Below are 13,784 nucleotides of genomic sequence, written 5' to 3' on the forward strand. Positions count from 1 at the left end.
TAGTCGTTAGACCCGGCCCGTCCGCCAGCCAACCCTGGCCAGGGTTTCTTTCACATGAAATCGTACATTGTCGTCTGATTCTTTAGATAAAAGGGTCAATAGGGGTGCGACTACTTTAGACCCGAACCGCGATAAGGCATCTGCTGCATCGCTCCTGGTGACCGTATGACGCAGTGCGCCCACCAGCGATGGAATGGCCGACTCATCGCCGATGGAACCGAGAGCCCGTACCGCCGCTCCCATGACGATCATCTCTTCACTCCATGTGTCTCCGCAACCAGCCACGGTGCGCGAACCTTCCGGCCGCCCGGTTCCTTCCAGGACTCCGATCAACACCGGCACGGCCTGTCGATCCCCAATCTGTCCCAAGGCTTCGACCGCCAATGGTCTTAGTCCCGCCTCTTTCATCACCGTCACGAGAAATGGAACTGCGCGTCCGTCTCCGATTTGCCCCAACGCACGGATGGTGTCTTCTCGCACCGCCGCATCGTGATCATTGAACAGCGCCGACAGGAGCGGCTCAACCGCCTGTGGCGATTTGGTCTTTCCCAACGCCTCGACAGCATGTAATCGAACGAGCCATTCTGAGTGAGTCAATGCAGCCAATAGCGATGGGATAGCGGCATCTCCGATAGCGGCGAGCGTGGCTGACACCTCCTCACGTACGGCCTTGACCTTATCCTGCAGCAAAGGAACAAGCGGTCCGACTGCGCTCGAATTCCGGATGCGGGCCAAGGCTTTCGCGGCATGCATACGCACAATCCAATCGCGGTTGACGAGAGAGGTGATCAGCTGAGGAAGGACTCTGGCATCGGCAATTGACGCCAGAACGGCCGACGCCGCTTCCTGCACCTCCAACTGAGGATCGGATAGGCAGATTCCTAATGCGGGAACCGACGGCTCCCCGATCGCGGTCAATGCTCCAATGGCAGCTTCACGGACGGCCCGATCGGAGTCTTTCAGCAAGCACACCAGCGGGGAAACTGCCCGGGGATCCCTTAGCGTTCCCAGCTTCTGAGCGGCTTCTTCGCGGATGGACCAATCTTCATCTTTCAGCGCCGCGATGTGTTCCGCTACGGCATCGGCCATCCCTGCCCCCATAGGAACCAAGGAGCGTAACATAGGCATTTTCTGACGGTCAACGGAAGGCTTCTCACTCCAGGTAACGACTGCCGGTCGTTGCGCTCCGCATTTCCTACCGACAGCATCGCTTGGAGATCGGTTGTTTTAATGCCGCGCCGCGTACAGTATTCAAGCCGCTCGCCTTTTGTTGAGACGGCAAGGAGTACCCCACGGTACTAGCGAGAGGGGAATGGACACAAGCGAAGCGGGCGAGGAAGACTCTCAGAACCCAGCATGCGGAATTCGACAGCGGGCGAGTCCATCAGGGTCTTCGGCCTACCCGGAGCCCTTCGCATAGTCTCCAGATGGTCCGAACCGTCCGATTTCACCGAGCGGCATATCCACTCGCGCATTGTCGGTCGAACTGGAGTCAAGCGCTTGAGCCTCTTCCGGCAGGACCCAGCCCAATTTTTCCAACGTCTCCAGCACCAGTTGGCGCAATGCATCTTTGGCACTAAGCCGAACCGACGCATAGGACAAGACGCGCTCACCTTCCACCGCAACTTCCGAGGCTTTCGGGTCGTAAAGAAAGGCGATGAGTGGTTCGATTGCCGTATCGCCGATCGCCGCCAAGGCCGCGCTGGCTTTTTCGCGAAGTACGCCGTCTTTTAACAACATGATCAAGTCAGGAATCACGCGAGGATCCCTGAATTGTCCAAGTGCCGTCGCTGCCGCCTCTTTGATAAAGGCATCTTCGCTGACGATGCAGCCGGGCGTGGGCGTTCCTTCCTGACGGATGCCCTTTCCCTTCAACGCATCGAGCACAGGAGGGAGGGCACGCGGATCACCGATCATGCCGAGCGAGGCAATGGCATGTCGCTTCACGGCTCCATCCTTCATGGCCTCGATCAACGCATCGATCGCACTCGGATCACCGATCATGCCGAGAGCGATGGTTGCATCTTCCCGTACCGCACGATCCGGATCCTTGAGCGCGGCGATCAACGCGTCGACAACCCTCGGCTCACGTACCCACGTCCTTCCGATCTGATAGTCCGTCGTCATGCCGCCGAGCGCTCTGGCGGCATGACAGCGGACGACAAAATCCTTGTCGGTAAAGCATGCAATCAGAGGATCCACCGAAGGTGGACCGATATAGACCAACGCGGTGCCGGCGGTCTCGCGAACGATCTTCGATGTATCCCGAAACAGTTTGATCAGCGGGGCGATGGCCTTGGGATCGCCGATTTTACCCAGCGCTTCCGCCGCCGCGCTCTTCACCGCACCATCCCGATCGCGGCAGGCCGCGATCAGGGCATCGACGACTCGGTGGTCTCGGATCTCACCACAGGTCTTGGCCGCGTGTTCTCGTACGCGCCACCGTTCATCTTTCATCGCAGTGATCATGCGGTCCAGCACGACCGGACCCATTTTGGCCGCAGCATCGACGGCTTGATTGCGGACCTCCATGATAGGGTCATTGAAAAGGCCGACGAGAGCCTCAAGGGCTCTGGGGCCGCCGATCTTTCCGACCGCATTGCCGGCGTGGGCCCGTACGGACCAATATTCGTCTCCGCACGCTCCGATCAGCGCATCCAGACTCTTGGGATCGCTGATGTCGGCAAGGGCCCTGGCCGCCTCTTCCCGCGTGGCATCATCGACATCTTCAAGTGCGTCCAGCAAATCGTCCAACGCCTGCGCCATGGTGAAACCTCGCTAATGGCCTTAGTAGGTGTAGTCTCGTTGACCGCCGTGGGGGTAGGTCCGTGAACAACGGACCACCAGCATCTGCGTGCCCCGCCCCTCCACACACTGATCGAGCGATGCGGCGAAATCCAGCTTGCCTTCGAGATTCACGGCAAAAGGAAAGTCGAACGTGAAACTCAAGAACTTATATTTACCAGGCTTCAACGAGAGCGTGCGTTTCTCGCTTGTCCTAAACGCATCCATCGACTCGGGATCCGAATTGTAGATCGAAGGTGTGACGCCGGGGACCTGCCACCAAGTAGGCGGCACAAGTATCGTCGCGTCGATCGTGATCGCATGCTCGGTCGTGTAGGCGGCCGGCGGACCCGCCGTCACGGTGGCCGCCCCTGTCCAAAGGCCGATGAGGCCAATGCCCAAGCTGAACCACCATCGCCGTGCCAGCAGAGAATGGATGCGATCCATCGTCGTCCCTACGGAATCATATCCGGCACATTGGAGTTCGGCGCGGCCGCGACGAAGGCGTGCTGAAAGATTTCCTCCACTGCCCGGCTTTCCCATTCAGTATGCGTTTGAAGTCCCAACGTGCGCATGACCGTGGCGCCGGTATCGATGATTGAAACCGGTTGGTGAATGGCGTGCCCGTGCTTGATCCCGACCCCGGAAGCGATCCATGGCACAACCGGTGTAGATCCATCCGTGCGGTCCTGGGCGGCATCCATCCCTTCCGCCGTCAAGGACGTGACAAATACGGTCGTCCGGTTGAGCAGGCTCTGGGTCTTATAGATGTCCAGAACTGAGCCAATCGCCTTATCGACGGAGCGAAGAGCTTCCCGGTATTCCTTTGAGGCCCATCCACGGGAGGCGCCGACCCGTCCGGCTTCCGGCAAATGGACGACGAGAAGATGAGGCAACGAAGGAATCGCATGACCATATCCGTGGCCGCTGGTCGCTTTCTTGAAATATTGCTGGATATAGGACACGATTCGCTCTGTGCTACATTCCGGTTTGAGCGGCCCGCACATTTGATAATCTGTATACGGTTCGGGTCTCGCCAATTGATACAGCGATTCGTCCATGAAAAAGATTGCGCTGTCTCGCCCCCCGCTCAAATCGAGGTAATCGAACACGCTTGGAGAGCGTGGGTAACCACGGCTGAACTCGAAGGCGTTCCAGGTAATGCCATGTTTTTCAACCGGCATGCCGGTAATTAACGATGCCATGGTGGGTAACCGCAGAGCAGGTTTTACTGCTGTCGCAGACCACGTCACCGACCCGTCCTTAATCAGGCGACCCAGCGTGGGCATGGTGCTGCCTTTCAGCGATTCCTGACTGAACCCCTCGAGGACAAATAAGACGACGTATTCCGTCGGAGGAGTGGAAGGAGCAGCGGTCTGGGGCTGGGAAACAGGTGCCGGAGCAGAGATACCGGATTGGGGTTCAAGGAAAAGTAGCATAAGTCCGACAAGAAGAACGGGAATGCGCCAAGATCCGCTCGTCATAGGGAACCCTCTGTGCATAATTGGACTCAAAAGAAAAGGTACCTTAGCATGCGAATTTTCGGGAAGGCAAGACGCCAGCAAGGACCCCGGCGCCTCTATTCAAAGGGGTTGGCGGGTGTTATGCTCGAAGTGATCCGATCGCATGACGGAGCCGTCGGACGGAGGATGATCCAGACACCCGCATCCCTGACGAGGGTCTACTCGATGCTCCTTCGGCCTTCCACGCAAGCGGTCCCGACCAGATCCACACCTCGCTGCCTGCCCTACTGCATCGCCATGCTGCTGCCGTTCACCCTGTCTGTTTTCATACCAGATTTCGTCCGGGCCGAAGTGCGTATTGTCACAGCCCAGGGCAAACATCTGATGAGCGACCGCGATACGAGAGAGGATGCGGTCCGCATGGCGACAGAGGCCGCGAAACGGGACGCACTTGAGCAGGTAGCGACCTATCTCGAAAGTGTGACGGTCGTCGACCAACTTCATATCACCAAGGACGAGATTCGAACCTACACAGCCGGGCTGGTACTGATCCTTGACCAACGGACGAAAGTGGACTTGGAAGCTCATCGGGTCGTCGTCACGGTCGATCTTGTCGCCCAAGTCGATAGCGACGAGGTCCGTCGGGCGATTTCCGCATTGCGACAGAACGAAGACGCGCGGCAACAGCTCATTACGCTCCGCCGTGAAATTGACGGTCTGCACCAACAATTACGCACTGTCAATCATGCACTGTCCCGGGCGTCCACGGCCGAACAGGCGACGCATGAGACAGAGCACCGTCAGAGGATCCTGGATCAGGTGCAATCCAACGCCATGGTATCTCAGGCCTGGACCGATTGGGTGCTGACTTCGCCAGTAGTGGCCCCCTTGGCCGGACTCGCTCAAACGCAGTCACTGTTGAACCTCGCCGGCGGGCTCTATCCAGGAAGCCCACATGTGCAAGCCGCGCGACAGGTCATGAGTGCGCCGCGGCCTCCGGTACCGCATCGCCCACCCACACCGCCGGCACCGGGAAGTACCGCTCCTGCGATACCGAGCTATCAACTCGTGCCTCCGCCCGGAGAGCGGGCCCATGCAAAAACATTGAACGAGATCACCGAGGACAATGGGGTACCGGCATCCCAAGGATCAGACATCGTCACCGACACACGTCAATTGAGCCGGTCCTCTCGCATGTCGCGCGGCACATCGGCATCGTCATCACCAGCCTCGCGCTCAACTGGAACGGCTGAAACCATCATGCTGCAGAATGAAGAAATCAGCATCGGCGGCGGGAACGGTCACCCGTGAAGACCATGGTGTTCCGGGCGGCGCTTTTTTTGCTGGTTATACATTTTCCGACAATACCCATTCGCACAGCGGAAGCAGAAGTCGATGAGGTGAGGGGCCGCGCCGAACAGTCCTTTGATCGACTGCAAAGTCAGCAGCGATCGTCAGACCCCTCAAAATCTGCCGTGGTCCCGCCACGAAGCGCCGGGGAACGAGCCTCATACTCTCCGGATCAATTTCTGATCGGCAAAGGTCAAGGCGATATGTCCAAAGGGACCATCGTCTGTCAGCGGGTGTCAGAATTGTCAGCCAGGACCGATCTCGCCAAGCAGATCCGGATTCTTGTCAAAGAACATATGGTCGATCGCGTCCGCGAGCGGTCCGGGAAGGACGTCGATCAAGATATCGAAGTCACGAGAGAAGAAATCGTGCAAGAGTATTTGCAGGGCGTGAAGATCGTGGACCGACAGATCGACGAATCGGGAAAAACCTGTTCTGCGACCGCCGTCATGCCGAAAACCCAGGCTCGAGCCGGATCGACAGACGGCCACGAAGCCTCGGCCAAACCATAGCCTCCACTACTCTCCGCAGGCCAGCGCGATCGTCTCCTACCTCCATCGACAGTTGCGGACGAAGACGCGATTGCGGTAAGTACGAGTCCTCATGCCGATCGAAAATAATTTTCAGCATGACGAGCTGTCGAGGAAAAATCCCGGCGAGCGTGTCGGCTATGCTCAACTGGCTGCCGGGCCCGCCCCCGATAGTCCACTCTGGCGCAATGAGATGTCCCAATGCGCCGGCCGGCTGCACGAGGCAGGTGTCCGAGCCGTCGTTTTTTTCCATGGTGTCATCCATGGTAGCGATGTGTTCGGCATGCAACGACTTGATGAAGCGGGAGGTTTGAAACGAGGGTATTCCCGCGGAGTGTCCGGCGTCGATGCGCTTCTCGCTTACATGCGCGAAGGCAACAACGGTATTCCTCCACTCGCTGGGAGCCTCAAGCCTCCGTTTGCCGGCGACGACAAGACACGGCAGGTGATCGATAGTCAGGTCGGAGACGCCGGCAACTTTACCGACGCCTATGTGACGCAGTGTCGCAGTGGGCTAAACAGCAATCCGGCGCATCCGATCACCGTCGTCCGGCGACTCTGGTCTTGCGAACACTTCCACCTCGGCCGGCTTCTCGCGTCCCTGCGGCTGCTCGGCGACCTCCGCGCCCTGTGTGAAAGTCAGAGCCTTAAACCAGATGACAGGATTCTCGTGTTGGCGCACGGACAGTCCGGGCTGGTGACCGCGCTTGCGTCCAATTTTCTTTGTCCAAGCCCAATCGTGGGCAGATCGACGCTTCTGCGGCTGATTGCTACCTATGCCGAACGGAACAACCTGACGGACGTGACCCACCTGCTGAAAATCTTGGAACCGTTGTTCCCCACGGGATCAGTGCTCCATGGCGTCACGCTCGATATCGTCACGCTCGGGACGCCGGTCCGTTACGGATGGGATCCGTCTGGCATCGGCAAGTTACTGCACGTCGTGAATCATCGTCAGCTACGCTCTGACGGCAAGGCTTGGCTGTCGAAAATGGAGCTTCCTCAAATCACGATGGAGATGCCCATTGCCTGGGGCGGCGACTATGTCCAGGAATTGGCGGTGGCCGGCAGCGACAGCATGCCGCCGACTGAACAGGCCAAGGCGGCGAACAAGGCGGTATGGGAACTGGTCGAGCCTTACGACGGGTTCGAGCGTTGGCTGGAATGCGCGCGCCGCGCCGTACGGATTCCGAGTGAGGGACACGGTCTGTTAATCGACTATCAAGACTCGACCGGCTCCGCCAACCCACGCGACCATTATTATGGCCACGCCGTGTACACTCGCCGCGACATCATGCTCTTCAATCTCAAGCAAATCATCGATGGCATGTATCGTGCCGCCGCCTAAAACCCTCACGGCTCGTTCGCGATTTGCCTACAACAACGTTCAGATCGTCCCGGACTGAACCATTTTCTGTCAGCACCTGAACATTTTTTGAATCTTCTCCTGCTCACGGAAGATCCCAAGCAATCGTCCATATCTAAGCTATTGATTTCTCGTATCTGCGACATCTTCGTTTCTGTCTGTTGATTCATGTGTGCGGCCCAAAGCTTGCTCACTCTACCCCGGCTTTCAATTCACAGAAAGGAGGACTGCTTCGAGTAGATCCGACCAGCGAGTCACGCGGAAATTTTTGCCGCTTTGAGCTCCACGATCACATTCTTTACGACTCATCCCTATATCGTCAAAGATCAACCGAGGAGGAACCGAATGGTCCGCATGTCGAGTGTGCCCCGGAGAATTGGCATGACAACCGCTGCACTGACCCTTGCCGTCGCTCTGTTCCAATCACCTGTCGAAGGCGCGACCGCCCGCACGGCAAAAGACGCGGGTGAACGGAGCAAAGCCGTCGCCACCGCAGCTCGATATCTTCAAGGTGCGGGCTTCATCGATCCGATGCTCGCGGCGGAAAACGTCAACGACAGCCTCCTGGCCGTTGAAGTGGACCACAAGAGCTGGTCCAGGCTGGACAAGGGGCAGAAGCTGGATTTTCTCGACCGGATCAACGGCGGAGCGCTCAACGCCAACGGGGGCGTGGCCATCGACATCCATGTTTCCATGAATGGCAGCAAAGTTGCGGCATCGACATTCGCCGCCGGCCAGCAAGTCATCCGGCTACTCGAATAGTCAACCCGCGAACGGCCAATGTAACAAGAGGTCGATGTGCGACCTCTTGTTACATCATCAAACAGACCAAGATCTCAGATATTTTCTGGCAGGACGTGCTGACGCCGAGCCGGGATCGAACGCCTGGCCGCTCAGGTCATCCTATTGTGGTGAGATCATCCGCAGCAACCGATCGGCTGGGAGGCATGGCTGTCACCGGGGCAAATCGATCGGCAACTGGTTTTGATCAGTTGGTGAACCAACCCACGACTGGATTTCAACCTCGAACTAGGCCACGCCGTATTGCTTGAACCACGCTTGCAACCGTTTCCATCCGTCCTCCGCCTGCTCCTTACGATAGCTGGGCCGGTAGTCGGCATGGAATGCGTGAGGCGTGTTCGGATACACGACAATGCTCGATGGATCATTCGCCGCCTTGAGCGCACCCTGCATTCGCTCAACCGTGTCGAGTGGAATCCCTTGATCGCTGCCGCCATATAGACCAAGAACGGGAGCATTCAAACTGCCGGCTACGTCGATTGGATGCTTGGGCTGAAGTTCGCCGGCTGCCCCGACAAGTCGGCCATACCAGGCCACGCCGGCTTTGAGGCGGCGGCTGTGAGCGGCATAGAGCCAGACTATCCTCCCGCCCCAGCAGAATCCCGTAATCGCAAGCTTGTCGACATCGCCTTCAGGCGATGTTTCCACCCACTTTACGGTTGCATCGAGGTCGGCCATCACCTGGGCATCAGGGACTTTACCTACGATCTTGCGGATTTCGTCGATATCGGAAAGTTTCGATACATCGCCCTGTCTCGCATAGAGCTCCGGCGCCACCGCGAGATACCCCAGCTTCGCAAGACGCCGGCACACATCTTTGATATGTTCGTGGACGCCGAAAATCTCCTGCACGACGAGCACGACCGGACACGATCGTCGCTGGGCCGGCATAGCTCGGTAGGCTGGAATACTGCCATTTTCAGTAGGAATGAGAACCTCTCCTGCCGTCATACCGGCGGAATCCGTCGTGATCGTCTCGCCCCATACAGGGCGCACGGCCATGGCAAAACCGACCGCCAGAGCTGATAGGATGATCCCGCGCCGAGTCACATCGTCAGCATCAAGATTGCTGAAAAGATGTTCTCCCGGTCGACCACCGTCTGTCATATTCACTCCTGCTCGGACGAATGTACGTTGAGGCTCTGCATTTCCTTTAACGGAGATGGTTATTTCCTGAATATCATCCGCGGCGACGTGAGGTCTCCCGCACTGACGGTGACCAACTCCCAGCCGCTGCCTCCGAATTCATTGAGCGTTCGCTGCATGGCATCTGTGTCGTGCAAGACCTCCACGATACGATACTGAATACGCTTCACTTCCTGAGCTTTAGCCGTAAAGGGCTGCACGAAGAGGAGCGAGAGCGTGCCCGCACAGAGAGTGACGCTCAAACCGAGCATGACGATTCCCAGCCGTTCCACTTTCATAATATTCCTCCCTTGGACGCAAAGATTCAATGCGGCCGGAGTGAACGCAGCTCGGATGACCTATCGATACAACACAATAGATTCCCAGCATTTGTCCACTTTTTCACGGATGCGCCGCCCTCCAATTCTTTCCGACCCCGAGATCGACTTTCAACGGCACAGACAATCCCAGGTGTGTTCCGACATGTTCCATTTCTTCCCTCACCAGGAGCTTGGCTTCCTCGATTTCCCCCCCGGGCACCTCAAAGATCAATTCGTCGTGCACCTGCAATATCATTTTGACATGAGGCAGATCCTTCTGCAGCCGAGCATGGACGTTGAGCATGGCAACCTTGATCAAATCAGCCGCTGAACCTTGAATGGGACTGTTGACGGCCATCCGCTCGCCCAGCGCCCGTTGCATCGGATCACCGCTTTGGAGTTCAGGAATCGGCCGCCGTCTGCCAAGAATCGTCGTCGTATACCCCTTCGTCTTGGCATCGCTGATATTGCGGTCCATCAATGCACGAACGGCTGCAAACTTCTCAAAAAATGTATTGATGTATGTTTTGGCATCGGACTGTGAAATCCCGATGTTCTGCGAAAGCCCAAACGGGCTGATACCGTAGACGATGCCGAACACGACGGTTTTGGCCACGCGGCGCATGTCACGCGTAATATGGCCGGCCGATTGATTGAAAATCTCCATCGCCGTCGCCATATGAATGTCCTCGCCTTTACTGAAAACATCGACCAGACGGGGGTCCTGCGACAAATGCGCGAGGATGCGCGGCTCAATCTGACTGTAATCCGCGCAGAGCAAGTGATGTTCTTTCGGCGCGATAAATGCCTCACGGATGCGGAGCCCATAATCCCCCTTCACCGGAATGTTCTGCAGATTCGGATCCGTCGAGGACAGACGGCCGGTGGCCGCCACAGTCTGATTCATCGACGTGTGCAGGCGTTTCGTCTCCGGATACACCAATTGCGGCAGGGCATCAACATAGGTGGATTTGAGCTTGCTCAAACTGCGGTAGTTGAGAATTTGAGCCGGTAATTCGTGCTGCGAGGCCAGTTGACTGAGCGTGTCTTCATCGGTCGAGAATCCGGTTTTGGTTTTTCTGACCGGTTTCAGCCCCAACGTGTCGAACAACACGGCCGCGAGTTGCTTCGGGGAGTTAATGTTGAACGCACCGCCTGCTAATCGGGCGATCGTTTCCATCATCGCATCGAGGTCCCGCTCCAGCTCTTTGCTGAGCCCCTGCAAGCCCTCGACATCGAGAAGAAATCCGTTCCGCTCAATCTCGACTAGCACCGGAATAAGAGGCATCTCGACCTTGAGGAACAAATCGAGGCTCCCTTGGCCCGCTAACCGCTCGGTCAGAACTGGAGACAGTTGGGCCAACACGGCCGATGTCTGGGCCGCCTCGTCGCGTGACGCATTGTCGATTTCGAAGAGTGATTGCGGGATTTCCGCCGACGGCTTGGCCGCCCCGAGCTTGACGTCCAGCACCTCCGAGGCGATGGTTTCCAGCTGGTGGTCCCGCCGGTTGGGGTTGAGCAAGTAGTCTGCAACCATGACATCCAGACAGGGCGGCTCGAGCGGTATCCCGAGGCGATGAAAGGCCAGCAGAGCCGTCTTCAGATCGTGCACGACTTTGGTTCTCGACCTGTCATGCAGAAGTGCGGTGATGGGGCGCATATACGTCCTCACATCGAGCGGAATGAATGCGGTCTTTCCTCCCGAGGTGAGGGCCATGCCCTGCATTTCCGCGGGTGTATGACCTTTCTCCGAAAAGAGGCAGCGAATTCCGAGATCTTCTCCATGAGGCAATCCCTCGACAAACTGCCGGGCGGCCTCTTCGTCGGTGATCGTCTGAGCCGGAGGCGGAGCTTCAACTGCGGAAGCAGGTTGAAGTGCTTTGAGAAGTGTTGTGAACTCAAGCTCCCGGAACAGGTCTCTCAGCTGCTCAGTGTGGGACGGCTTGAGGTCGAAGAGGCTCGGATCGAACTCGACCGGGCTGTTCACATCGATCATGGCCAGACTGCGGCTCAGCCGGGCATTGTCGGCCTGCTCCGACAGCAAGGCTTTCATGCGGGCAGGTGTCACGTCATCCAGACGCTGGAGCAGGGCATCGATCGTTCCGAACTGCGCGATCAATTTTATTGCCGTTTTTTCACCGATTCCCTTCACACCCGGAATATTGTCAGTACTGTCTCCCATAAGACCCATGATTTCAACCACCCTGCCGGGTTCGACCCCGAAACGCTCGCGGCACTCTGTCTCGGCCAGCCATTTGTTTTTCACCGGATCAAAGATGCGGGTGTGGGGCGTGAGCAGCTGCAGCATGTCCTTGTCGCCCGTGACAATCACGACGGAGTAGCCGGCCTGTTCCGCCCGTCTGGCCAGAGTGCCGATCAGATCGTCGGCCTCATACCCGGCAAGTTTGACGACGGGCATGGCGAATGCAGCGACCACGCGATGAATGTACGGAATCTGCGACTGCATGCCATCGGGCATCGGAGGCCGCTGCGCCTTATACGCCTTGAACGCTTCATGCCTAAGCGTGGGACCCGGCTCGTCGAAGACGACCCCAAGACCGTCCGGCTTGTGCTCTCGAATGATCTTCATCAACGTCGTCGTAAATCCATAGACGGCGTTGGTCTGCATCCCCCGTGAATTATTCAGGGGCGGCAGCGCAAAGAATGCGCGATAGACATAGGCGCTCCCGTCAATGAGATAGAGCGTCTTCCGCTTCGTCTCGGAGATCGTCATGACGGTTAGGGGTCCGGGGCGAGCACGAGAGGGGGTTTCGCAAATTTCTGTCGCATCGCATTGATGGCACCGAGGACGGTCGGGTGGCCGACGAGTTTGGCTTCGACCGTTCGTTTACCTGGAAAATCCAACATCGAAATCCCAATCAGCATGGTCAAGACACCTTGCCCCGGCAGGAACAACATCAGAAATCCCGTGAAGACAAATACCGCTCCAATCAGGTTCTTGAGCACGTGGCCGGCGGTCCTCAGAACCGGATGATGGTCCTGCATCCACGGCCGGGGAACTCGGGTATCGAAGTAATTGGCCGGCAGCCGCACGAGGATGAACGGAATTGCGATCAATGTGCCGATGAAAAAGACGACCGAGAGCACCGTCAGGGTAATCAATGTCTGAGCCGAAACATACTGTTGTGTGGTTGAAAGCAGCCAATCCATGGATCGGGCATCCTAACATGCACCTTGGGGGCGCTCAAGGGAACGGCGCGCGGGCAAAGCCGTTTACTGCACTCTCGGCTGAAGTTATAATTTGTCCATGGAGAAAACGCCCAAGGCTCTAGGCATCGTCCTCGCGCAGTGCCTCTTTGTGCTTTCAGTGGGCGCGGCGTTCCCAAGCGCTCTCCAGGCTGGGGCGGACGAATTGACTATAGAAATCACGAAGAAGGGTCTGGGAAAGGAAGTCCTGATCACACAAGGGTCACGCGAGTGGTACATGCTCGTGGAGGTGACGCCGGAGAACACCGTCGTGGTCCGTCAGGAAAAGGACCATGAAAAGTATCTGGTCGATGAAAGCGAAACGCATGATCGCCCGCTCGCCCCCGTTGAAGTGGACGGCGCAATCACCGACTATGTCAACAGCGTCAAAGCGCGGGCACAGAAAAAGTAAGCCATGAGTCAGGCCAATCCGAAGTTCGTCCTGTTTGCCCATAACGCAACCTACGACAAACTCCATCAGGTCGCGACGCTCGGTCTCACCGCCGCCGCGCTCGACAAGGATGTCATTGTCGTGCTGCTGTTCTGGACGATCAAAAAACTCGCGGCCGGTGAAATCGATCACATTGATTTTCCGCCCGAGTACACCGCATCCGCGGACGAAGTCGCCGGGCTTCTCAAGGAGAAGAACGTCCCCACCATTTCTGAAATGTTTCACGAAGCCAGGCAGGTCGGACGGTTTCGTCTGATCGCGTGCAGCGCCGGGCTGGAGTACATGGGGGTGGACAGAGATACAGTGGCGAAGCACGTGGATGACGTCATGGGCCTCCCTGCCATTCTCGCTCTCACCGCGCAGGCCGAAACCAAACTGTTCATCTGA

14 protein-coding genes are annotated in these 13,784 nt (G+C 57.6%); 6 read left to right on the forward strand and 8 right to left on the reverse strand.

The window, feature by feature from the left end; all coding sequences use genetic code 11:
• Window positions 1–6: 6 nt before the first annotated feature.
• The 4 genes from W02_RS10540 to W02_RS10555 form a co-directional block, all read right to left on the reverse strand.
• Complete coding sequence (locus W02_RS10540; protein ID WP_173047450.1) at window positions 7–1,122, reverse strand: HEAT repeat domain-containing protein; 1,116 nt, start codon at window positions 1,120–1,122, stop codon at window positions 7–9.
• A 276-nt stretch (window positions 1,123–1,398) separates the two neighbouring features.
• The gene (locus W02_RS10545) at window positions 1,399–2,766 is read right to left on the reverse strand and encodes a HEAT repeat domain-containing protein (RefSeq protein ID WP_173047452.1); all 1,368 of its coding nucleotides are present in this window, start codon (window positions 2,764–2,766) and stop codon (window positions 1,399–1,401) included.
• 21 nt (window positions 2,767–2,787) lie between these two features.
• Window positions 2,788–3,231 carry a hypothetical protein gene (locus W02_RS10550; RefSeq protein WP_173047454.1) on the reverse strand — a complete coding sequence of 148 codons (444 nt, stop codon included), beginning with the start codon at window positions 3,229–3,231 and terminating at the stop codon, window positions 2,788–2,790.
• Window positions 3,232–3,239: 8 nt separating this feature from the next.
• On the reverse strand, window positions 3,240–4,268 hold the full coding sequence (locus tag W02_RS10555; RefSeq protein WP_173047456.1) for an alkaline phosphatase family protein: 1,029 nt from the start codon (window positions 4,266–4,268) through the stop codon (window positions 3,240–3,242).
• 48 nt (window positions 4,269–4,316) lie between these two features.
• Between W02_RS10555 and W02_RS10560 the strand changes: the two genes are divergently transcribed.
• The 4 genes from W02_RS10560 to W02_RS10575 all read left to right on the forward strand — a co-directional run bounded on the left by W02_RS10560 (window position 4,317) and on the right by W02_RS10575 (window position 8,255).
• Window positions 4,317–5,558: a hypothetical protein gene (locus W02_RS10560; RefSeq protein WP_173047458.1), complete on the forward strand. Its 1,242-nt coding sequence runs from the start codon at window positions 4,317–4,319 to the stop codon at window positions 5,556–5,558.
• A complete protein-coding gene (locus tag W02_RS10565; protein ID WP_173047460.1) occupies window positions 5,555–6,109 on the forward strand; it encodes an LPP20 family lipoprotein in 555 nt (184 codons plus the stop codon). Before W02_RS10560 ends, W02_RS10565 begins: the two co-directional genes overlap by 4 nt.
• 91 nt (window positions 6,110–6,200) lie before the next feature.
• A complete protein-coding gene (locus W02_RS10570; RefSeq protein ID WP_173047462.1) occupies window positions 6,201–7,475 on the forward strand; it encodes a hypothetical protein in 1,275 nt (424 codons plus the stop codon).
• A 399-nt stretch (window positions 7,476–7,874) separates the two neighbouring features.
• A complete protein-coding gene (locus W02_RS10575) occupies window positions 7,875–8,255 on the forward strand; it encodes a hypothetical protein (RefSeq protein WP_173047464.1) in 381 nt (126 codons plus the stop codon).
• 267 nt (window positions 8,256–8,522) lie between these two features.
• Here W02_RS10575 and W02_RS10580 read toward each other — a convergent pair whose 3' ends face one another.
• The 4 genes from W02_RS10580 to W02_RS10595 form a co-directional block, all read right to left on the reverse strand.
• The gene (locus tag W02_RS10580; protein ID WP_173047466.1) at window positions 8,523–9,401 is read right to left on the reverse strand and encodes a dienelactone hydrolase family protein; all 879 of its coding nucleotides are present in this window, start codon (window positions 9,399–9,401) and stop codon (window positions 8,523–8,525) included.
• Between the two features lie 59 nt (window positions 9,402–9,460).
• Window positions 9,461–9,718, reverse strand: coding sequence for a hypothetical protein (locus W02_RS10585; protein ID WP_173047468.1), 258 nt, complete (start codon window positions 9,716–9,718; stop codon window positions 9,461–9,463).
• Between the two features lie 103 nt (window positions 9,719–9,821).
• Window positions 9,822–12,473 (reverse strand): DNA polymerase I, encoded by a 2,652-nt coding sequence (gene polA, locus W02_RS10590; protein ID WP_173047470.1) that lies wholly within the window; start codon window positions 12,471–12,473, stop codon window positions 9,822–9,824.
• 5 nt (window positions 12,474–12,478) lie between these two features.
• Window positions 12,479–12,910 carry a PGPGW domain-containing protein gene (locus tag W02_RS10595; protein ID WP_173047472.1) on the reverse strand — a complete coding sequence of 144 codons (432 nt, stop codon included), beginning with the start codon at window positions 12,908–12,910 and terminating at the stop codon, window positions 12,479–12,481.
• Window positions 12,911–13,007: 97 nt separating this feature from the next.
• Between W02_RS10595 and W02_RS10600 the strand changes: the two genes are divergently transcribed.
• Window positions 13,008–13,358 (forward strand): hypothetical protein, encoded by a 351-nt coding sequence (locus W02_RS10600; RefSeq protein ID WP_173047474.1) that lies wholly within the window; start codon window positions 13,008–13,010, stop codon window positions 13,356–13,358.
• A 3-nt stretch (window positions 13,359–13,361) separates the two neighbouring features.
• Window positions 13,362–13,784: a hypothetical protein gene (locus W02_RS10605; protein ID WP_173047476.1), complete on the forward strand. Its 423-nt coding sequence runs from the start codon at window positions 13,362–13,364 to the stop codon at window positions 13,782–13,784.

The organism is Nitrospira sp. KM1, assembly GCF_011405515.1.
GTDB lineage: Bacteria > Nitrospirota > Nitrospiria > Nitrospirales > Nitrospiraceae > Nitrospira_C.